This is a genomic window from Bacillus sp. FSL W8-1202 (assembly GCF_038006165.1).
Taxonomy (GTDB): Bacteria; Bacillota; Bacilli; order Bacillales; family Bacillaceae; genus Bacillus; species Bacillus subtilis.
This window is the reverse complement of sequence record NZ_JBBOUR010000001.1, coordinates 3,587,218-3,607,435: the sequence shown is the minus strand read 5'-3', so window position 1 is coordinate 3,607,435 and position 20,218 is coordinate 3,587,218. Positions and strand designations below refer to the sequence as shown.

The 20,218-nt window shown below is 37.8% G+C and carries 20 protein-coding genes and 4 pseudogenes; 19 read left to right on the top strand and 5 right to left on the bottom strand.

Features of this window, described 5'->3' with window-relative positions:
• The first annotated feature begins 322 nt into the window (after positions 1-322).
• The 7 genes and pseudogenes from NSQ09_RS19110 to NSQ09_RS19080 all read left to right on the top strand — a co-directional run bounded on the left by NSQ09_RS19110 (position 323) and on the right by NSQ09_RS19080 (position 7,202).
• A pseudogene (locus tag NSQ09_RS19110) lies at positions 323-1,170 on the top strand (MerR family transcriptional regulator).
• A 540-nt stretch (positions 1,171-1,710) separates the two neighbouring features.
• Positions 1,711-2,280, top strand: a complete 570-nt coding sequence (locus NSQ09_RS19105; RefSeq protein WP_341032411.1) for a flavin reductase family protein — start codon at positions 1,711-1,713, stop codon at positions 2,278-2,280.
• A 403-nt stretch (positions 2,281-2,683) separates the two neighbouring features.
• Positions 2,684-3,538, top strand: a complete 855-nt coding sequence (locus NSQ09_RS19100; RefSeq protein ID WP_306816946.1) for a transketolase — start codon at positions 2,684-2,686, stop codon at positions 3,536-3,538.
• Positions 3,535-4,488: a transketolase family protein gene (locus NSQ09_RS19095; protein ID WP_029727163.1), complete on the top strand. Its 954-nt coding sequence runs from the start codon at positions 3,535-3,537 to the stop codon at positions 4,486-4,488. Before NSQ09_RS19100 ends, NSQ09_RS19095 begins: the two co-directional genes overlap by 4 nt.
• 22 nt (positions 4,489-4,510) lie before the next feature.
• Positions 4,511-5,269, top strand: a complete 759-nt coding sequence (locus NSQ09_RS19090; protein ID WP_153256291.1) for an SDR family NAD(P)-dependent oxidoreductase — start codon at positions 4,511-4,513, stop codon at positions 5,267-5,269.
• A gap of 171 nt (positions 5,270-5,440) precedes the next feature.
• Positions 5,441-6,781, top strand: a complete 1,341-nt coding sequence (locus NSQ09_RS19085) for an MFS transporter (RefSeq protein WP_029727165.1) — start codon at positions 5,441-5,443, stop codon at positions 6,779-6,781.
• A 244-nt stretch (positions 6,782-7,025) separates the two neighbouring features.
• Positions 7,026-7,202: a GapA-binding peptide SR1P gene (locus NSQ09_RS19080; protein WP_015714376.1), complete on the top strand. Its 177-nt coding sequence runs from the start codon at positions 7,026-7,028 to the stop codon at positions 7,200-7,202.
• Between the two features lie 99 nt (positions 7,203-7,301).
• Here the strand turns inward: NSQ09_RS19080 and NSQ09_RS19075 are convergent, their stop codons facing one another.
• The 4 genes from NSQ09_RS19075 to NSQ09_RS19060 all read right to left on the bottom strand — a co-directional run bounded on the left by NSQ09_RS19075 (position 7,302) and on the right by NSQ09_RS19060 (position 11,822).
• A complete protein-coding gene (locus tag NSQ09_RS19075; protein ID WP_015714375.1) occupies positions 7,302-8,003 on the bottom strand; it encodes a FadR/GntR family transcriptional regulator in 702 nt (233 codons plus the stop codon).
• 464 nt (positions 8,004-8,467) lie between these two features.
• The gene (locus tag NSQ09_RS19070) at positions 8,468-9,175 is read right to left on the bottom strand and encodes a YrpD family protein (protein ID WP_153256290.1); all 708 of its coding nucleotides are present in this window, start codon (positions 9,173-9,175) and stop codon (positions 8,468-8,470) included.
• A 458-nt stretch (positions 9,176-9,633) separates the two neighbouring features.
• A complete protein-coding gene (gene murI / locus NSQ09_RS19065; protein WP_341032403.1) occupies positions 9,634-10,431 on the bottom strand; it encodes a glutamate racemase in 798 nt (265 codons plus the stop codon).
• 347 nt (positions 10,432-10,778) lie between these two features.
• Positions 10,779-11,822 (bottom strand): nitronate monooxygenase, encoded by a 1,044-nt coding sequence (locus tag NSQ09_RS19060; RefSeq protein WP_257986094.1) that lies wholly within the window; start codon positions 11,820-11,822, stop codon positions 10,779-10,781.
• Between the two features lie 395 nt (positions 11,823-12,217).
• Here NSQ09_RS19060 and aadK point away from each other — a divergent pair, with 395 nt between their 5' ends.
• Both aadK and NSQ09_RS19050 read left to right on the top strand, forming a co-directional pair.
• Positions 12,218-13,072, top strand: coding sequence for an aminoglycoside 6-adenylyltransferase AadK (gene aadK, locus NSQ09_RS19055; RefSeq protein WP_014477445.1), 855 nt, complete (start codon positions 12,218-12,220; stop codon positions 13,070-13,072).
• Positions 13,073-13,305: 233 nt separating this feature from the next.
• Entirely contained in the window at positions 13,306-13,809 is a 504-nt protein-coding gene (locus NSQ09_RS19050; protein WP_015251612.1) for a DinB family protein, read from the top strand.
• A gap of 229 nt (positions 13,810-14,038) precedes the next feature.
• On the opposite strand, the pseudogene NSQ09_RS19045 reads toward NSQ09_RS19050, so the two are convergent.
• A pseudogene (locus NSQ09_RS19045) lies at positions 14,039-14,158 on the bottom strand (TetR-like C-terminal domain-containing protein); the annotation flags it as partial.
• Between NSQ09_RS19045 and NSQ09_RS19040 the strand changes: the two are divergent.
• The 10 genes and pseudogenes from NSQ09_RS19040 to azlD all read left to right on the top strand — a co-directional run.
• Positions 14,157-14,298, top strand: a pseudogene (locus NSQ09_RS19040) (sigma-70 family RNA polymerase sigma factor); the annotation flags it as partial. The pseudogenes NSQ09_RS19045 and NSQ09_RS19040 sit on opposite strands and share 2 nt — an antisense overlap.
• A 336-nt stretch (positions 14,299-14,634) precedes the next feature.
• The gene (locus NSQ09_RS19035; protein ID WP_010886579.1) at positions 14,635-15,006 is read left to right on the top strand and encodes a YrdB family protein; all 372 of its coding nucleotides are present in this window, start codon (positions 14,635-14,637) and stop codon (positions 15,004-15,006) included.
• A 228-nt stretch (positions 15,007-15,234) separates the two neighbouring features.
• Positions 15,235-15,801 carry a cysteine hydrolase family protein gene (locus NSQ09_RS19030; protein WP_019712537.1) on the top strand — a complete coding sequence of 189 codons (567 nt, stop codon included), beginning with the start codon at positions 15,235-15,237 and terminating at the stop codon, positions 15,799-15,801.
• Between the two features lie 98 nt (positions 15,802-15,899).
• Positions 15,900-16,049, top strand: coding sequence for a hypothetical protein (locus tag NSQ09_RS19025; RefSeq protein ID WP_003229864.1), 150 nt, complete (start codon positions 15,900-15,902; stop codon positions 16,047-16,049).
• A gap of 53 nt (positions 16,050-16,102) precedes the next feature.
• Positions 16,103-16,438 carry a GNAT family N-acetyltransferase gene (locus tag NSQ09_RS19020; protein ID WP_341032400.1) on the top strand — a complete coding sequence of 112 codons (336 nt, stop codon included), beginning with the start codon at positions 16,103-16,105 and terminating at the stop codon, positions 16,436-16,438.
• Positions 16,439-16,487: 49 nt separating this feature from the next.
• Entirely contained in the window at positions 16,488-17,720 is a 1,233-nt protein-coding gene (locus tag NSQ09_RS19015; protein ID WP_017697607.1) for a cytochrome P450 family protein, read from the top strand.
• Positions 17,721-17,989: 269 nt separating this feature from the next.
• A complete protein-coding gene (locus NSQ09_RS19010) occupies positions 17,990-18,265 on the top strand; it encodes a barstar family protein (protein ID WP_017697606.1) in 276 nt (91 codons plus the stop codon).
• 323 nt (positions 18,266-18,588) lie between these two features.
• Positions 18,589-19,063: pseudogene (azlB, locus tag NSQ09_RS19005) on the top strand (azlBCD operon transcriptional regulator AzlB).
• Between the two features lie 12 nt (positions 19,064-19,075).
• Positions 19,076-19,840 (top strand): azaleucine resistance protein AzlC, encoded by a 765-nt coding sequence (gene azlC, locus NSQ09_RS19000; protein WP_017697605.1) that lies wholly within the window; start codon positions 19,076-19,078, stop codon positions 19,838-19,840.
• Positions 19,837-20,169 (top strand): branched-chain amino acid transporter AzlD, encoded by a 333-nt coding sequence (gene azlD, locus NSQ09_RS18995; protein WP_003245988.1) that lies wholly within the window; start codon positions 19,837-19,839, stop codon positions 20,167-20,169. Before azlC ends, azlD begins: the two co-directional genes overlap by 4 nt.
• Positions 20,170-20,218: the final 49 nt, after the last annotated feature.

Below are 20,218 nucleotides of genomic sequence, written 5' to 3'. Positions count from 1 at the left end.
TCTAGAATGTCTTGCCTCATAAACTCAGCGACGAGCTACAGTGGATACTTTAAACATCTTCTGACAGATACTCCCCCTCCTTTTTCCAACTATTTTAAGTTGCGTAACAAATCATAAACCCTGTTGTGAGTATAGGGTCAATACTTTTTCTGCTTAACATGCAATTGTTATGAAACTGGAAAGATCATTTCTTGGCGGATCTTTTTAAGAAAACGAAAAAGAAGATAACAGATTGATCTCAAGATTGCTCAGTTAAGATTTTGAAGGTAACCGTGTATAGTGAAGAAAGAATTCTTAGAGCTAAGACGAAAGGATGAGATGGATGAAGGAATATTTTACAATTGGCGAAACAGCCCGTCTAAATAACATCTCAATTCAAACATTGCGCTATTATGATAGGATCGGAATTTTCAAGCCTTATTATACAGATCAGGATAATGGTTATCGGTATTATCATGTCAAACAGTTCTTTTATTTAGATGTTATCAAGTATCTAAAATATATTAGGACACCTCTAGAAGAAATTAAGCGTTTCAGCTCATATACTTGCACCCCAGAAGATATGCAACACTTTCTTGAGGAGAAAGAAAGCGTTATTGTGCAAGAAATGGAAAAGCTCGAACGTGCTCGTCAATTACTTCATAGGAGACGAAAACAGCTTAATGAACAATTAGAAATATGCAGTAAAAAAGATGAAGGTTTCGTTTATTTTCGGTATATAGATAAACAAACAATATTAAAAGTAGAGACGCCTCAAGTTAATCCTCATAATCAGTCCGATTTGTATTACAGAAAGCTGGCTGACGTTGTCGAAAAAATAGGGGATGTAATAGATAACTATTATGGATTCATTTATGATTTCAAGCCCTATAAGGATTCTCGTGAAATTTATTGCAATAGTATTTATACGACTGTTTGCAGTGGGAAAAAAATAGACATAGGAGAAAAAACATGAGGTTAGATACGATCCCATCTGGTGAATATGTATGTATTGCATTTAATTGGTCTGCAAAAAATTATGATGAGTATTATCAAAAGCTTTATCAATATATTGAATCTCACGGCATCCAAACGGATGGAAAAGTATATCAAGTTTCTCTTCCAATCGACTATAACTCATTAAGAGAAGAAAACTTCCTTACAGAATTAAGAGTGCTAAAAAATAACTAACCCTTGACCCTATAGCTGCTATAGGGTTTATGATTTGTTCATCATATTCATTCATGAAAGGAAGGATGTATAAAATGACAAATAAAGAAGGTATGCGCTTCGGTTACTCATGCCGCAATGGCAAGGCGGTAACAACCCTTACGTACTCGGAGCACACTTATTAAACTGACTTGCTCCCAAAACGAATGGCCCATTTGAAGAAGTACTTGTCGATTTAGATGCGGATCTTGAAAAAGAGCAGGGGATTATTGGAAGGAGTTTTTGATTAAAGCAAGCTCGGTCTGCCAAAAGTTTAATTCAAAAGCACAGCCCTGATCGTGTTATCGTTTTTGGCGGGGCGTGCGGTGTAGAGCTTGGCATACTTAATCGAAAAATACGATGGAGATACTGCTTTATTATCGGTTGATTGACATCTGACACCTCAGTTCCTGACCACCATCTCATGTACTTCTAATTTGCTGGGTTAGCTTTTATCATTGTTGTTTTGCCTCATCTCAAATTTTAATAAAAATTAAATCTAAAACAAAAGGAGCGATGAAGATGAGAGCACCGATAGATGAACCAATTTGGTACGCCTACCCTGGAATGGTAGCTGTAGTTACGGCTCAATATGAAGATGAAAAAAACGCAATGGCTTCTGGGTGGCATACGTACATTGGATCTTCTCCTGGAATGTATGGGATATCCGTATACAAAGAGACATATACTTACAAAATGATTGAGAAAAGTGGTGTTTTCGGTGTGAATTTTCTTCCGGGGAGATGTTCGGGATTAATTCAAGCATTAGGCACCCATAGTGGTAGAGATATAAATAAGTTTGAAGCATTTCATATTCAATACGAAAAAGGGCTAAAAGCCGAGGTGCCGATTTTAACTGATGCTTATTTTGCTTATGAGTGTAAAGTACACAGTGTTTCCACGTTGGGCGATCAAGAGTGGATTGTGGGAGAAGTTTTACAGAGATATCAAGATAAAGAGCTTTTCCTGAAAAATGGAATGCCAGATTTAGAAAAACTGGATATTCCGCTTCATATTGGAGGGGCCAACTATCGAATATTAAATAGTCAAGCAGAGGAGCGTCAACATGTTTTTTATCCCAAAACTGATTGAAACATTCAGGTTTCTCCGCATAGAGTAGAGGAAACCAATCAATGAATGTATTTCCGCGGACTCCACTGGAAATCTATTGACTTATACGAAGTAAAAAAGAGACTCAAAGACCGCAACGCTTCTCTTTAAGAAGGCTTTGCGGTCTTTTTATATTTATAAGGCTCAATTCATTTTACCCTGAAAAGGTATTTAAATTTCCATTTGCAGACTATCTGTTGTAGTAACTAGAGGGCATTTATGGATCTGAAAATGAGTCTAGTCTAGCATATAAGCTTCAATTGGTTTAATTTAAAATTTTCAAAAAACGGTAGACAAACGCTGTTAAGAATTGTATAGTGTTCTCATAAGTCACTTGTATTACAAGTTAACAAGTGACTAAGAACATAAGTTTACATTTTAAACAATGACTGAGGTGATCGGAGTGAAAAAAGCAAGTTTGGCAGAACTGCAAGCGAAAGCCATTGAGCTTAGGAAAACAGCGGTAACGATGATTTACGAAGCCCAGTCCGGGCATCCAGGAGGTTCATTATCCGCTGCTGATATCATCACAGCCCTTTATTTTAAAGAAATGAATATAGATCCTAAAAATCCCAAGTGGGAAGACCGGGATCGTTTTGTCTTATCGAAAGGCCATGTGGCACCTATTCAATACGCTGCCTTAGCGCTGCGAGGCTTTGTCCCTTATGAAAGCGTATACAAACTAAGGCGGTACGGCTCGCCTTTCCAAGGCCATCCTGATATGAAGAAATGCCCGGGAATCGACATTTCAACTGGCTCATTGGGCCAAGGGCTTTCCTGTGCCGTGGGTATGGCTCTTGCAGGCAAACGGGACGACAAAGACTACCGGGTATTCGCTATGGTAGGCGACGGAGAATGCCAAGAAGGACAAATTTGGGAAGCGATTCAAACCGCAGTAAAATACAGCCTTGATAACTTAATTGTTTTTGTCGACAATAACCGCCTGCAAATTGATGGCTATTGTGATGAAGTAATGCCGCTGCAAGACATCGAGAAAAAGTTTGAAGTGTTTGGTTTTGAAACAAAGCGAATTGACGGACATTCGATGAAAGAGATTGTAGAGATATTAGACAAAGTGACAAAAACGAAAAATGGAAAGCCGAAATGCATTGTAGCAGACACGATTAAAGGCAAAGGCGTTTCTTACATGGAAAATATCTGCTCATGGCACGGAGTAGCGCCAAATGAGAAGGAATACGAACAAGCATTAGAGGAACTGGCAGGGGGTTTAAGATCATGAGCCAAACCGAAAAAGCATTAATCACGAAAAAAGCGACACGGGAAGCTTTTGGTGATGAAATCGTTCAATTGGGAAAAGAAAATAAAAATATTTACGTAATCGATATCGATATCGGCAAGTCATGCAAAACAGGAGAATTCATAAAACAGCTCCCTCATCAGCATGTGAACGTTGGGATTGCGGAACAGAACGGTGCCGGCCTGGCAGCAGGTTTGGCGACAACAGGTAAAATCCCATTTGTAAGCACCTATGCTGTCTTTGGTTCGCTGCGTATGGCGGAACAAATTCGCCAAGAAGTTTGCTATCCAAATTTGAATGTAAAGATCGCCTGCTCACACGGCGGATTAACACCTGGAAATGATGGCGGAAGCCACCAGGCGATTGAGGATATGGGCGTATTAAGATCATTCCCAAATATGACTGTGATCATGGGTGCTGACTACCACTCAACTAGAAAACTGATCAGGCAGGCAGCGAATACGTACGGTCCAATGTACCTGCGTTTTACCCGAGACGCGGTGCCGGTTATTTACGACGAAAATGAAGAATTTATCATTGGAAAAGCCAAGCAATTAAAGCACGGAAAAGATATCGCAATCATTGCAAATGGCGATACAGTATATCTTGCTTTAGAAGCGGTCAAACAGCTGGAAGAGCAAGGGATTTATGCAACTCTTTTAGACATGCATACGATCAAGCCTTTAGATAGAGAAGCCGTGGTAGAGTGTTTGGATCTCGGCAATATCGTGACTGTGGAGGATCACAACATCCTGAACGGGCTGGGAAGTGCTGTATGTGAAGTAGCAGCCGAAGAAGGGCGGGGCAGAGTCAAACGAATCGGAGTGCAGGACCGATTTGGAGAATCGGCTCCTTATGAGAAGCTGCTGGAAATCAACGGCATTACCATCGAAAATATTATAAAAACGGCTAAAGATATGCTTAGAATATAAAACATGAAAGTGGGAGTACGCCATGTTTACATTAAATAATCAGGTAGCTATAGTGACAGGAAGCGGTTCTAAAAAAGGAATCGGCAGAACCATTGCATTAACTCTTGCCAAACAGGGAGCTTCAATTGTAGTAGCAGATATGAATCAGACAGGTATTCAGGATACAGTAGAAGCTATCGCAGAAAGCGGAGGGAGAGCGGTTGGTGTAGAAGTTAATGTAACGAGTAAAGAATCAGTTGACCATATGATAGCCAAAACACTTGAAGCGTTCGGCCGCATTGATATTTTAGTGAATAACGCAGGAATTTCTCAAAAAGTAACGGTACAGGATATGACATTGGAAGATATGGCAAGGGTATTCAACGTCAATATGTTTGGGCTGTTCTTGTGCACACAAGCAGTTCTAGAAACAATGAAAAAGCAGCAATATGGCCGTATTATCAACCTGTCTTCTGTATCTGCAAAAAGGGGCGGCGGCGTTTTTGGCGGTGCCCATTACTCCGCTTCCAAAGCAGCCGTATTGGGCTTTTCTAAAAACCTTGCCCGTGAAGTAGGGATGGATGGTATAACTGTGAATTGCATAGCGCCAGGCCTTGTCAATACCGACATTTGGAAATCACTTTCTGAAGAAGAAGCGAAAAAAGTCATTGATAATATCCCCGTGGGTCGCCCGGGTGAAACAAAAGAAATTGCCGCCGCAATTACGTTTTTGGCTGCTAAAGAAGCAGCCTACATCACAGGGGAAGAAATTGATATTAATGGCGGTTCACATATGGACTAATGGATCTATGTAGAGCAGGTATGTTTAACATGCCTGACCCTCTCTATTAAAGACCAAACAAAACGAAAGAAAAAATGTAAGCGTTTAACAAAAGGGGGGGACTTTTGTTTCTGAAGAAAATATGATTCTTTTATCTTTGGAGGACAACACTAGGGTTAAGGGGGAATCTTCTTGGACCAATTAGCATTAGAGCGTTCAACAACTCGTAAAGTAACAATCCGGTTAATTCCATTTTTATTCTTATGTTTTATTATCGCAATTTTAGACCGAGTTAATATCGGCTTTGCAGCTCTCCAGATGAATGAAGATCTAGGGTTTTCAAATGCTGTATTTGGACTGGGAGCCGGGATCTTCTTCCTTGGTTATTTCATATTAGAAGTTCCGGGTAGTGCTATCATGACAAAAATCGGAGCCAGAAAATGGATCAGTCGGATTATGATCACTTGGGCCATCATCGCGATATTAATGGCTTTTGTACAAGAACCATGGCAGTTTTATACTGCACGTTTTTTATTAGGTGCAGCAGAAGCTAGTTTTTATCCATGTATGGTCTTTTATTTGAGTGGTTTTTATCAAACGAAACACCATGCTAAAGCAATTGCTGGATTTATGCTGGCCATCCCCGGGGCGAATGCATTGGGTTCTCCGCTTTCTACATTTCTCTTAGGAATTGAGTGGCTTGATATATCTGGATGGCAGTGGCTGTTTATTTTAGAAGCGATTCCTGCGCTTATTCTTGGTGTAATTGCATTTTTTTACCTGGATGACAAAATTGAAGATGTGAAATGGCTGGATAAAGATGAAAAGCAGTGGCTTATTAACGTAACAACAAAAGAAAGGATGGAAAAAGAACAGGTAAAGCACTATACATTTACTCAAGCCTTAAAAGATCGGGACGTGTTAATACTATCGATTGGTTATTTTTGCTGGATGATTGGATATTACGGCATTAACATGTTCTTGCCGACGATCTCACAAGGATTATCTGAAACGATTTCTCTAAGCACGCAGGGGATGGGCTGGCTGTTAGGGTTTATGTATTTCTGTGCTATGGTGGTTATGATTTTCGTTGGAAATCATTCTGACAAGAAAAACGAAAGGCTCTGGCATGTAGCTGTTTGTTTAACTGTAAGTGCTGTTGCAATGGTCATTAGCAGCTATGTAGCAAATTCAAGTGTTATATTAGCATTTGTATTTTTAACAATTGCGTTATGCGGCGCTTTTGGTGCCTATTCTCCGTTTTGGGCAATTCCGCCTTCTTTCTTAACAGGAGCAGCAGCGGGTGGTGCGATAGCATTAATTAATAGTATCGGAAATCTTGGCGGATTTTTCGGTCCATACATTGTCGGTTATATTAAAGATATGACAGGTTCTTTTAATATCAGTATGATTTTCTTAGGCCTAAGCATGATCCTTGCCTCTTTTATTCTTGTATTTCTAGTGAAACAGTCTGGAAAAGCGCTTAAAGTAAAAAATGCCACATATAAATCCAGCATTGAAAAATCTGGTTGAAAAAGATTTCATTAAGAGTACTGGGTAATATTCATAACAACAGTCATTTTTAGGGATATAGAAAATTTTAAATATTGAAAAATATATGTGTCCATAAAAATTCGGGGCTTAATCAGCGAAAGGGATGATCCAGGAATGAATACTGTCATTCGGGCTGTGGTCACAGTTGCGAAGCACTATCACTACGTGCAGACGTTGTGGGGAAGCGGCCATTAAGACTTGATTTGATGAGGGCATTTATGAAATGAAAATGATTGGAGGCAATAAAACCATGGTACAGAAATCGAAAGTGCAACAAGATACGATTGTATGCCAGGTGTGTGAAAAAGTGATCGATACAGCTGATAGTTCTGAAGGTGTTAAAGTGTTATATGGTATTTGTCAAAGATGTTTAGGATCAGGAGACCAAAAAGCAAAATAGGCAGGAAAAGGCGTATAGAAATGGAGGTCGGCTTGTAGCCACTATACGCCCGATTTTTTATTTCTTTCTTTATAAACAGGGGGCTTCTTATAACAGAGTTTAGCTTTTCCAATATCGATCATATAAGTTCTGCATGTGGGCAGTCATTCGTTCAACAGCTTCTTTTTCGTTACGGTCTTCAATCGCTTTAATAATCAGTTTGTGTTCCTGGAAATTCACTTCCCGGTATTCTGAACGAGTAACGGTTCGGTCACGGATAAATCGCCACATTTCCTGCTGCTTCATAGCATTCGTGATAGCGGACATGAAGGTAATAAATAAATCATTATGTGATGCTTTTGCAATCCCCATATGCAATTGTTCGTCAGTTTCAGGAACGTATACACCAGAAAGCGTTTCTTCTTCCATTTTTTTTATTGTCTTCCTAAGCTCCCGAATATCTTCGTCAGTCGCTCTCAAAGCCGCAAATTTTATAATTAAAGGCTCAATGTTCATTCTTGCTTCCACAATATCTTCCGGAGATGCTGACTCCATGGAAGCAGAAATCCCATTGGTTATTGTGGTATTCTTAACAAACACCCCTTCTCCCTGGCGAGAATAAATGACACCATTCATTTCCAAGGCACTCAAAGCCTGCCTAACCGGCGCGCGGCTGACACCAAACTGTTCGCATAGTTCCCTTTCTGAAGGCAGTTTATCACCTACTTTAAAAGAACCTAACTGAATTTCCGAAAGGATCTGATTATAAATTTGTATGTATAATTTTTTATTGGAAACAGGATTGAATTTAATAAAAATCATTCCTTTCAATTGTCATACAAGTATATATTATATACCTTTCAGATTTGAAGGGCAAAATAATTATTCCTCAAAACGTTCATGTAATCGGGAACTAAAAAACCTCTGTGCTTACTAATACTGCTGAAATCAGAGGGGAATGAAAGCAAAAGAAGATTTATTAGAAGAGATGCCAATCCAATGACTTTTATCCTTAAGAGAGCGGTATGCCTAGTAGACAACTTTAAAAAACAGAGGAATAGAATGTAAAGGAGAACCTTAATTTTTCCGCACTTATCACATAGTTTGTAGCTGAAAAGAAGGAGAACACAGAAAAGTGATTCGTTTTAAAAAGAACCGCTTACGTTGAAGCGGTTTTGCCGTACAATCCTTTAGCTGTCTTGGCTGCCGGGCGGGCTGCTCCTATCACCATACAATGAAATGAAAAAGGGGCTTTTAAAGCCCCCTTTAAATGTGTTCAATATGTTTTAATTTTTCACAACGGATAAACTGACACTGTTGCCTGAGACTGTTACTTTAGCGAAGTCTTGTGTATCAATTACAGGTGTTATTGCTTTGTTGTCGATGGTGATGTTTGTAAAAGATGTTGAAAAGTTTGATTTGATAGATTGTCGTGACCCTGTTGTAGCAACTGTAGCGAGCGCTTTCCATTTGGAGATGGAGCCGACATTTGTTTTGCTGATCTCTGAAATGAGACGGCCGTTGTATCCCGCATTGTTTGTGCCCCAGTATGTAGCGCGTGTATTGCCGTTAAGGTTTTTGTAGATGGTAAGTTGTACGGTGCTGCCGGGACGGAAGCCTTTCGTATTCGTGAATTGGCTTCCTCCTTCGAGGTACTGAACCTGATCCTGTCCTTTTGAACCGACTTTCATATATGGTTTCCATACGTTATATTTATCACTGTACTGAAACCCGATATCGGATTCTGTGCCTCCGCTAAAGCCAGAGTAGATATAGGCTGTCCCATTTGAAACCTGAATGGAGCTAGGAAGCTGGATTTTCGTAACAAAAATGGCACCAGTGCTGTTCAAGTAAGCCCTCCCGCCGATTCCATCAGTTAGCTGTGATGCAGCTTCTGCGGTTTTTGGGCTAATAATACCCGGCACATCTATTGCACATGTGCCAAAAAGCACAGTTGCCGTAAGCGCACCCGCAAGCAGTCCTTTTTTCATCATCATTATTTCCCCCTATCATTATAATTAGAAAGCGTTATCATCTTGTATTATAAAACATTATGAAAATAATTCCATAATCAACATGAAAATAGACACAGAATTTACACATTATGACTTTGTGTATCTGGCAAACGGTCGATTCGCAATCTCGAAAAATGTCCTGTGAAGTGTACATGTTACGATAACTTTTCAATCGATACTTGTGCTTTATTGTAATAGAAAAGCTATAGAGATGGGGTAGAAATAAGAGGGGAAAGAGCGAAAACACTGTAATCAGATATGTGTGCATAACTCAATTGTTTGTTAGAAAAGAAGTGGGCTTTTTCAGCCCGCTTCTTAGTTCATGTTTCCCTTCAGGAGACTGTCTTTTTCATTTACATTGGATAACAAACCCGAATTCATACTTCTCCCTTTTGTAAATTTACTGAAAAATTGTTTATAACCAGAGCCCCTTACATTCAACGTCCAACACGACTCCTTTGAGTTTCATCTAATATTTCAAACAATCTTTTGTACTTTGATATGATTTCTTGCTCCACAATTTTGTGGCCAGAATCGAAAAAGGTGATTGAGCCCGATCCTTTACCAAGCTGATTACGATCTGCAAGAACTTTTTTCAACTGTTTTGCAGTACCGACACTGCCTGAAATCATATCAACTTTTATCCCAAACAGTTTTTCAAAACTGTTTTTGAAAAACGGAAAATGAGTGCATCCTAACACAATCGTTCCGTATTGTTTCAAATCAAAAGAAGATAGTTCGTTCTTTAGATATTTAATGATTTTGTCTTCACTAAAATCAAAGTTCTCAGCAAATTCAACTAGTCCTGGAAGAGCTAAGCAATCAACTAGGTCATGGTGATCAATTTCTTTAACTAGATTATGAAATTTCTCTTCTTTAAGCGTCAAATTAGTAGCAACTACCAGAACTCTTTTTCTTTCCTCTGTACATTTATTTATAGCAGGCTTTACAGCGGGTTCGATTCCGATTATCGGAAAGTCGAAGTTTCTCCGAAGATCCTCTATCGCAATGCTAGTAGCTGTATTACACGCAATAACAAGAGCTTTGATATTTTGACTGGCCAGAAATTTAGCTGCATTGAAAATATATTCTTTAACTTTACCCTTTGATTTTTCACCGTATGGAACGTTTAACGTATCTGCATAAAAAATGTAATCTTCATAAGGAAGAACTTTTATGGCCTCATACAATACAGTCATGCCACCAATTCCAGAATCAAAAAATCCTATTTTCATCACTTCTCACGCTTTCTGTCTCATTCTTTTTTTATCATATGACTTTATATCATCTGAATCAAACGAAAAATAACCATTTTACTATTCGAATTTAATATGGGAGGTATCGATTTTTCGAATAGGGAGCAAAACTGGAGAAGGGGAGATAAGATCGAAATGTTGGTGATGTATTGTGGTTGTGGTGAAATCATCAAGACCGCATCGTATCAATGGGATGATTGATAACCCGACTCAATTAGCTTTGAAAATGTAGGAGTATTTAAATTTCCAGAGTCAGGGGATGAAATTACGAAAAAAAAGCAAACTGCCTGTCAAAGTTTGCTTTTTGCTCTATCAATGAGGTGCGCCTATATTTTTATATCCTCTTGGCAAAGCTGATTTAAAAGCTGCTTAACCGAAATTTCCTCAGTCAATGACCGTATCCCTTGACCTGCCCATAAAGACATCTGATCATGGTTATTTTGAAGTGAAGCCTGCTGTCTCATTGCCTTCGTTAGTGTATTTTGATAAGGGTACGGAAGGGTTTGTGTCTCAAACTGTTCTTTTTCTTCCATCCATTTATTTACGATTCCTCTGGCCTCTTTACCTGAAAATAATGTCGTAAGCTTTGTATCTGCTTCGTTTGCTTCTAGTATTTTCTGTTTATGTACTGGATGTGCGTTACTCTCGTGACAAATTAAAAAGGCAGAACCGATTTGAACTCCTTGGGCTCCAAGGGTTAAAGCTGCTTTTACTCCTCTGTGGTCTATCATTCCCCCAGCAGCTATGACAGGTACGCTCAGTGCATCTGCTGCTTGTGGAATCAGAGCCATTAAACCTACGGCAGATTCACCTTTGGAAGGTAAGAATGCTCCGCGATGTCCACCGGCTTCACTTCCTTGAAGGACTACTATATCCATTCCCCGTTCTTCCATTAACAATGCTTCTTCTACTGTTGAAGCGGTTCCTATTAAACAGCATCCAGCGGTTTTTAGCTCCTTTACTGCGTCTTCAGGCGGCAGATCAAAAGTGAATGAGCAAGCCTTAACCTTGTATTTTAAAATTAGATCAATTTTTTGATAGAAGTCATCACATTCTTCTTGTACAGATGTGAATTGATTTACTTGATTAGCTAACGGTATGTTTTCTTTCCACTTTTTAATCTGATCTTTTGGTGGCATCTCTAGACCTAGCGGAACAAACACATTAATTTGAAAAGGAGCGTCTGTCAGCTCAAACATTTCTTTTATTTGTTGTTCTAGGAGGTCTGGCGTAAGATACCCCGATGCTAAGCTGCCAAGAGCACCTTGATTCGAAACTGCAGATGCAAGTCGGGGCTTTGTAATACCGCCAGCCATTGGAGCTTGAATAATCGGTTTTGTTAAAGAAAACTTTTTCATAAATTCATTCATACCGAATCCCCCCGTTAAGACATGATTTTTGAAAAAAGTGTCATTTTAAAATTTACTCAAAAACTCGTATTCGCTTAAATATATCGTTTTCCTTCTTTTTGTCAATCTCTCATACCAGTTAACATGACGATAAAACAGGGAGGATTAAAGTGTGTCAAAGATAGTGTCGTCCCATGGCGGCTCTACAAAAAACTGAATATTCATGTAGTCCTTCATAGTTGATATCTGATTTTGAGATGTCTTGCATCTTAATATTGAATGATATATAGGAGAACATCATGTAAAATAAAGCTTAGAAGAATACATCACATTCAAGAGTAAAAAAATCTATAAGACGTACAGATCAATATTCGGTTTTACAGTTAGATATTAAGGTTGAAACGGAGGAACATGTAATGCGAAGTGAGCAGGAAATGATGGACATTTTCTTGGACTTTGCTTTGAACGATGAGAGAATCCGATTGGTCACTTTGGAAGGGTCGCGTACAAACAGAAATATCCCTCCTGACAACTTCCAAGATTATGACATCTCGTATTTTGTAACTGATGTAGATTCTTTTAAAGAAAATGATCAGTGGCTCGAAATCTTTGGGAAGCGCATTATGATGCAAAAACCAGAAGATATGGAGCTTTTTCCTCCCGAATTAGGTAATTGGTTTTCATACATTATTCTTTTTGAGGATGGCAACAAATTAGATCTAACCCTTATTCCAATTCGTGAAGCAGAAGACTATTTTGCTAATAACGATGGTTTGGTTAAGGTATTGCTTGATAAGGATTCGTTCATCAACTATAAAGTGACCCCAAATGATCGCCAATACTGGATGAAAAAGCCGACTGCAAGGGAATTTGATGATTGCTGTAATGAGTTCTGGATGGTTTCGACTTACGTAGTAAAAGGATTAGCAAGAAATGAAATCCTTTTTGCCATTGACCATTTAAATGAAATTGTACGTCCTAATTTATTGAGAATGATGGCCTGGCATATCGCATCTCAGAAAGGGTATTCATTTAGTATGGGGAAGAACTATAAATTTATGAAACGGTACCTTTCAAATAAAGAATGGGAGGAACTCATGTCTACATATTCTGTGAATGGGTATCAGGAAATGTGGAAGTCTTTATTTACTTGCTATGCATTATTTAGAAAGTATTCAAAAGCTGTATCAGAAAGTCTTGCATATAAGTATCCTGATTACGATGAAGGCATCACTAAGTATACGGAAGGTATTTATTGCTCAGTAAAGTAATAAGAATATAGGATATAGGATTGTTTTCATATGATATTTGATTCTCGCTGACAATGGAGACCAAGGAGTCACCATGTTTGTAAAAAGATGCGTAAATCGTTATGTTTAAGAATGTCTACGCATTTTACTATGATTATTCTTGTCCGAAATTTTTGTTCTTTTTAACGAAACGAGGCATTATAATTAACCTATAGGCACATTAAAAAAATAATAGAATGTAAAGGAGGATTTTTGTGTTCCAAACCTTAGACCATTTTTTGAAATCTTGGGAGTTCGAAGCAGATGCTACACAGAAACTATTAAATAGTCTGACTGATGAATCACTTAAACAAGAAATAACTTCACAAAATTGGACTCTAGGCCGTATTGCTTGGCATACTGTTGCTGCCATTCGCATCATTACCTCAAACACAGACTTAACGTTCCATGCCCCAGCTGAAGATTATCCTGTTCCAACTTCGGCTCAGTTTATAGCTGACAGCTATCATCAAGCCAGTAATGCATTTGTACAGGCATTAAAAACCCAATGGACTGACCATACACTTCAAGAACGTATCAACTTTATCGGACAACAATTGCCTAACGGTTCACTTTTGATGTTTTTGATTCAACATCAAAATCACCATCGGGGACAAATGACTGTTCTTATGAGACAAGCAGGTTTAACTGTTCCAGGTATTTATGGTCCAGCAAAAGAAGAATGGGCAAAATTTGGTTTGGAAGCCCCGAAAATGTAATCAACCTTTTTATAAAAAAGCTACGCTATGACAACATATAAGAAGATGTTTTGATCTATCTTTTTCAAAACATGTTCTTTTTTTGTTCGTTTACCAATGATAAGAACATATTCGAATCATTTTTATTCCAAACACTTCAAATGACAACGTTCTTCCGCTTTATTGTTGGCCTATTCCCAACGATGTAAGTATAATTTTTAATGCTGTCTAATCTTCTAGATACACATATCTATAGATTCCTCTCTAACAAAACCCCCGCTTTTTCTGCCATCACTCGAGGTGGGTAAGGCATTGCATTTTTCAACCGCCATTCGACTACTCCTACGTATGCATTTGCAACAAATTCGATCTATGGTTCAGAAATTCCAATGAAACATTCAGGTGTTGCTCAATTTGGACTAGAAGCAGCTGCGCCAAAAGGAAGCCTATTGGAAGAGTCTAGCTAAGTTGCAACAAATGGATATAAGAGAGGAACGTCTTCTCAAAAGGGAAGGCAATTTATTTACTGTAATTCATACAATGAGTAAAGCCTCCCAGGTATAATCTTTACTTCGTTCGACAAATTCTGCAAATTGTAGACAACTTCCTGATTATTTGGATAATTAACTGAATAGGAGGGGAAAAGTTGTCATATTTCATTATACTTATCATCGTTCTATTATCGGAGCATTGGTAACAGCAGCAGTCGGTATCATCTCTTCAAAAGTAGAGGTAATCTCGCCGAAAACTACAATAGAATCTAAAGAGGAAGAACAGAAAAGTTTTTATACGCTGAAATAAAGCAGAGAAAGAGCATCTCCTGCGGGGGTGTTTTTTATAGAGGAGTTGGAAAAACTGAATCAGACTAATTTACTTTTAAGATTCACCCTTGAAATTGCTGCACTAATCTCCTTAGGGGTGTATGCTTGGATAAGCTTTAATGGTTATTTTAAATATGTTTTAACTTTGGTTTTACCTATTGCAGTTATGATTGTCTGGTCTGTATTTGCAGTACCTCATGATCCTAGTCGAAGCGGACAAACTGTAATAGCTGTAAACGGAGTAACAAGGTTAGTTATTGAATTATTGATCTTTGCAATGGCTGTTGCAGCGCTTTATTTTAGTTATTTAAAACCAGTTAGTATTGTCTTTTTATGTCTTATAATACTCCACTACATCATTTCAGCTGAGCGTATCAAATGGCTTCTAAATCAATAATTTTTCATTTCAGCACTCGTTATTAGAGTGTTTTTTATTATTCTCTGTAGAGCCTGTGATTCTCAGATTAGATTTGAAGGTTAACGGCTTGGGCACAGTTGCAGTATAGAACGCATTTTCCAATAAAGAAGGCGCTCATTTGAAATTCATCATTAAACAATTGTACAAAAGTAAAATTTGTATTTAGAATGTAGTAATAAATAGAAATTCTACATAGGAGGGTATCTTGTGGAAGAAAAGAAAAAAGCTTTAATCATTGTGGATGTACAAAAAGCCTTCGATGATAAAAAATGGGGGGAACGGAATAACGTAAAGGCGGAAGAAAATATTAGTAAAATACTAAAATTATGGAGAGAAAAAGGATGGACAGTCATATACATACAACACACTTCTGATAAACCTCATTCTTTATTCCATCCAAAGAATGAAGGGTTTGCGATAAAGGAAATAGTTAAGCCTATGGATGAAGAAGTCATTATAACCAAGACAGTAAATAGCAGCTTTATTGGTACGAATTTAGAAGAATTCTTAAAATTAAATGAAATAAACACTGTAGTCATAACTGGTTTAACCACGCCTCACTGTGTATCAACCACCACAAGAATGAGTGGTAATTTAGGGTTTGATACATACCTGATTTCAGATGCAACAGCAGCCTTCGGAATGAGAGACCAAAATGATACATATTATGATGCGGCGACTATTCATAATATATCTCTAGCTACATTGCATGATGAATTTGCCACAATATTGACAACTGATCAATTAATAAATGATTTTATAAAAACTCACTGATGAAAAACATTTTGGCACAGTAAAACGGCAGGCGCCTTTCCAATAGGAAGGGCGCTTTAATTCGATTTCCTGCTTTACTGCTCAGAGGAGGTGCATCAATGTTTCTTTATCGACAAGCAAGAGCAGATGAAGTAAGCAAAGTGGCAAAGCTATTCCATCAATCTTTCAATCAATATCCTTTTATGGATTTACTCGTAAAACGCGAAAAAAAGATCATTCATTTATTTTTGAAATGCATAAAGTACTGACAAGAGCATATTTTAAAAAGCATTTCTTTTTTGTTGACATTCAGAATGGTGAAATGGTTGTTGCCGCTCTATTAAAACATCGTGATAAACCCGACATTAACTTGATCGATTATATAGCAGCAGGTGGAATAACATTAATCAAAATGGGGGGATTTTCAGTATTGAACATGTTGACGGTGACTAATGAGGCTGAAAAATCTTACAATTCCTTAAAAGAGCCGGCATGGTATTTAGAAGTATTAGGAGTTTCGCCATTTTATCAGGGAAAGAGTTTAGGCAGCAAAATGATTAATGACTGTCTCATATCTTTTATTTCAAAATGCGGGGACGGCATTTTGGCCCTTATCATGAATACTGATCTCAATGGATCATTTTACAAATCGTCCTGATTTTATATTTAAAGATTATCATAACCTTTCAAAGATGGAGGTCGAATGAATGTCTTCAAAAGAAAAAAAGAGTGTAACCATTTTGACGGAAAGTCAATTGTCTTCGAGAGCATTTAAAGATGAAGCGTATGAATTTTATAAAGAATTGCGAAAATCACAGCCTCTCTACCCATTATCTTTAGGAGCTCTGGGGAAAGGCTGGCTCATATCGAGATATGAAGATGCAATACATTTATTAAAGAATGAAAAATTAAAGAAAAACTATGAAAATGTATTTACCGCAAAAGAAAAACGTCCTGCTCTATTGAAGAATGAAGAGTCTTTAACAAAGCATATGCTTAATTCAGATCCCCCTGATCACAACCGCTTGCGAACTCTTGTTCAAAAAGCATTTACGCATCGGATGATTTTCCAGTTGGAAGACAAAATCCAGCATATCGCAGATTCTTTATTGGATAAAGTGCAGCCCAACAAATTCATGAACCTAGTAGACGATTATGCGTTTCCATTGCCGATTATCGTGATAAGTGAAATGCTCGGCATTCCCTTGGAAGATCGTCAAAAATTCAGAGTGTGGTCGCAAGCAATTATTGATTTTTCAGATGCCCCTGAAAGACTTCAGGAGAATGACCACTTGTTAGGGGAGTTTGTTGAATATCTGGAATCCTTAGTTCGCAAAAAAAGGAGAGAACCTGCAGGAGATTTAATCAGTGCATTAATTCAAGCGGAAAGTGAAGGCACACAATTAAGTACAGAAGAATTGTACTCGATGATTATGCTGCTTATCGTTGCAGGTCATGAAACAACCGTAAACTTAATCACCAATATGACATATGCTCTGATGTGTCACGGTGATCAATTTGAAAAGCTCCGCCAGCAGCCGGACTTGATGAATTCAGCCATAGAAGAAGCATTGCGGTTTCACAGCCCTGTTGAGCTAACGACAATTCGCTGGACGGCTGAACCGTTTATACTGCATGGACAGGAGATTAAACGGAAAGATGTGATCATCATTTCTTTAGCATCAGCAAACCGTGATGAGAAGATATTTCCAAATGCCGACATATTTGATATTGAAAGAAAGAACAACCGCCATATTGCTTTTGGCCATGGCAATCATTTTTGTCTTGGTGCACAGTTAGCCCGCTTAGAAGCCAAGATTGCGATTTCCACCTTATTACGCCGCTGTCCAAATATACAGTTAAAAGGCGAAAAGGAACAAATGAAATGGAAAGGGAATTTTCTGATGAGAGCACTCGAAGAATTGCCGCTTAGTTTTTAATTTTTTGGGGATATGTGATTTTCAAACATACTCGTTTTACTCCTCAATTAGATTAAACGATAGTAAAGCTGTAACATAAAAATTTGATATGATAGCTTTTCAAAAACAAAGTTTAGCATTATTTATGCCTACCGGGCATGAAAATATCTTGCAAACACCAATAGTTTCCCCCTATCGGTGTTTTTTATTTGTTTTCAGCCTCATTTGGACAAACAGCTGTTACATAGTAAACGTTTGTTAAGATAAAATAATGGAGGGCATTGTTTCTAATGAGAAAAATAATGATAGATGGAAGAGACTTTGAAAATATAGAAGTTTTACATGATGTTTTAAAAGATAAATTAGACTTCCCAAACTACTATGGGAGAAATTTAGACGCTTTATGGGATTGCCTGACAGGGTGGGTGGATTTGCCGCTCACTTTAGTCTTGATAAATTTTGAGTTTAGTAAAAAGTTTTTAGGTTCATACGCTGATGATGTATTAGAAGTTTTACTAGAGGCTCAAGAGGAATTAGAGGACGAGTTTAAAATAATAATAGAGTAGACTTTCTGTTTTGTGAATTTTAACAGTTTTCGTTCGCGGAAAAAGGCAATAGGGCACCACAAATTAAAATTTCGTTGAGACCGCAATAACTTTTTGGCTTCTGATAAGTTTCTTATGATGTTGGTATCAAGTCACACAAGTCCCATGCCTTCTTTCTAATGTAAGTTAATTTCATTATGAGTTAATCATGAGGATAATTTTATTCTGCGAATAATATTTTAAAAGGATTTAAATTTAAATAATATTTGATTAACGAATAAAAATTCGTCATTATTTAAATTTAGTGAAATATAATTCTTTTAATTCGTATTGGGGGTTATGAAATGGGTATTATGCTTGACGAAACTGATAAGGCCATTTTAAGAGAATTGCAGGAAGATGCTTCAATATCAAATTTAAATTTATCTAAGAAAATTGGGCTTTCACCATCAGCTTGCCTTGCAAGAACAAAGAACCTAGTAGAAGCAGGTATAATTAAAAAGTTTACGACTATTGTTGATGAGAAAAAACTTGGATTCGAAGTCACAGCACTAGCTCTCATCAACTTATCACCCTTAAATAGGGAGACAATTCATTCATTTTTAGAGGATATAAACAAATTCCCACAGGTTCAAGAATGCTACACACTTACAGGAAGCCATGACTATATGCTTAAGATTGTGGGCGAAGGACATGGAGAGTTATCGGAATTTTATCATTGATTCATTAATGCAGAACCCTGCTATTAGTGGAGTTGACACAAGCATAGTCATGAGTACAGAAAAAAGAACTGTCAGTGTGCCAATTGATGAAATGTAGGAGGTTGTTGATTTGAATAAAAATAAAGAATCGTTACATTTAAGCTCTCCTGCTATAAACACTCAAATGAATAAGAGAGGTCAAATATGGGCTGCATTTCGTTCTGCATTCCCATATACAATTCCGATTTTTGCGGGGTTTTTGTTTTTGGGGATAGCTTATGGAATCTTTATGCATTCTTTGGGATTTAGCGCAATCTATCCAATCATCATGAGTTTTATGATATTTGCGGGCTCAATGGAGTTTGTTGCAGCGAATTTTTTACTTGGTGCGTTCAACCCTATGAATGCTCTTTTTTTGACGTTAATGGTCAATGCCAGGCATTTGTTTTATGGAATTTCCATGTTGGATAAGTACAGGGGGACTGGAAAGAAAAAGCTTTATCTGATTTTCGGAATGTGTGATGAATCATTTTCTATCAATTATACCGCTAATGTTCCGACGAATGTTGACAAGGGCTGGTTTATGTTTTTTGTGACACTGCTTAATCATTTATATTGGGTCGCGGGGGCAGCGATAGGAGGTATTTTTGGGTCGTACGTGAAGTTTAATACCGAAGGGCTTGATTTTGTGATGACTGCTCTGTTTATTGTGATATTCATAGAACAATGGATGAAAGAGAAAAAGCATTATAGTGCTCTCTCAGGACTTGGACTTTCAGTAGCCTGTCTTATCCTTTTTGGCGGAAACCAATTTATTATTCCTGCTATGCTCGCCATTTTAGGGGTACTGACTGTTCTGAGAAAACCATTGGAGAAAGCTGAGGTTTCCGTATGACGATGACTATGACGCAGCAAATGATCACCATTGCAATGGTCGTGCTAGGAACAATGCTGACACGGTTCCTTCCATTCATGATTTTCCCGTCTGGCAAACCGACACCGAAATATGTACAGTATCTTGGTAAAGTGCTGCCATCAGCGGTAATCGGGCTTTTGGTCATTTATTGTTTAAAAGATGTGAGTCTGCTTTCTGGAAGTCATGGCATTCCTGAATTAGTTGGAGCAGCTGCAGTTGTACTGCTTCACTTGTGGAAGAAAAATATGCTTCTTTCCATAGCGGGGGGAACCGTTGTTTATATGGTTTTGGTGCAATTGGTTTTTTAACCGATATCGGAAACTATCAAATCATGCTTTTATTAAACTTGATAAAAAT

What these genes read in the sequence shown, in the direction of transcription:
- NSQ09_RS19105 (WP_341032411.1), top strand. Translation starts at nt 1,711, where the DNA reads ATGAGAGCACCGATAGATGAACCAATTTGGTACGCCTACCCTGGAATG.
- NSQ09_RS19070 (WP_153256290.1), bottom strand. Translation starts at nt 9,175, where the DNA reads ATGATGAAAAAAGGACTGCTTGCGGGTGCGCTTACGGCAACTGTGCTT.
- NSQ09_RS19080 (WP_015714376.1), top strand. Translation starts at nt 7,026, where the DNA reads ATGAAAATGATTGGAGGCAATAAAACCATGGTACAGAAATCGAAAGTG.
- murI (WP_341032403.1), bottom strand. Translation starts at nt 10,431, where the DNA reads ATGAAAATAGGATTTTTTGATTCTGGAATTGGTGGCATGACTGTATTG.
- NSQ09_RS19015 (WP_017697607.1), top strand. Translation starts at nt 16,488, where the DNA reads ATGTCTTCAAAAGAAAAAAAGAGTGTAACCATTTTGACGGAAAGTCAA.
- NSQ09_RS19060 (WP_257986094.1), bottom strand. Translation starts at nt 11,822, where the DNA reads ATGAATGAATTTATGAAAAAGTTTTCTTTAACAAAACCGATTATTCAA.
- NSQ09_RS19095 (WP_029727163.1), top strand. Translation starts at nt 3,535, where the DNA reads ATGAGCCAAACCGAAAAAGCATTAATCACGAAAAAAGCGACACGGGAA.
- NSQ09_RS19025 (WP_003229864.1), top strand. Translation starts at nt 15,900, where the DNA reads ATGTTTCTTTATCGACAAGCAAGAGCAGATGAAGTAAGCAAAGTGGCA.
- NSQ09_RS19010 (WP_017697606.1), top strand. Translation starts at nt 17,990, where the DNA reads ATGAGAAAAATAATGATAGATGGAAGAGACTTTGAAAATATAGAAGTT.
- NSQ09_RS19075 (WP_015714375.1), bottom strand. Translation starts at nt 8,003, where the DNA reads ATGATTTTTATTAAATTCAATCCTGTTTCCAATAAAAAATTATACATA.
- NSQ09_RS19090 (WP_153256291.1), top strand. Translation starts at nt 4,511, where the DNA reads ATGTTTACATTAAATAATCAGGTAGCTATAGTGACAGGAAGCGGTTCT.
- NSQ09_RS19020 (WP_341032400.1), top strand. Translation starts at nt 16,103, where the DNA reads ATGGTTGTTGCCGCTCTATTAAAACATCGTGATAAACCCGACATTAAC.
- azlD (WP_003245988.1), top strand. Translation starts at nt 19,837, where the DNA reads ATGACGATGACTATGACGCAGCAAATGATCACCATTGCAATGGTCGTG.
- NSQ09_RS19100 (WP_306816946.1), top strand. Translation starts at nt 2,684, where the DNA reads ATGACTGAGGTGATCGGAGTGAAAAAAGCAAGTTTGGCAGAACTGCAA.
- aadK (WP_014477445.1), top strand. Translation starts at nt 12,218, where the DNA reads ATGCGAAGTGAGCAGGAAATGATGGACATTTTCTTGGACTTTGCTTTG.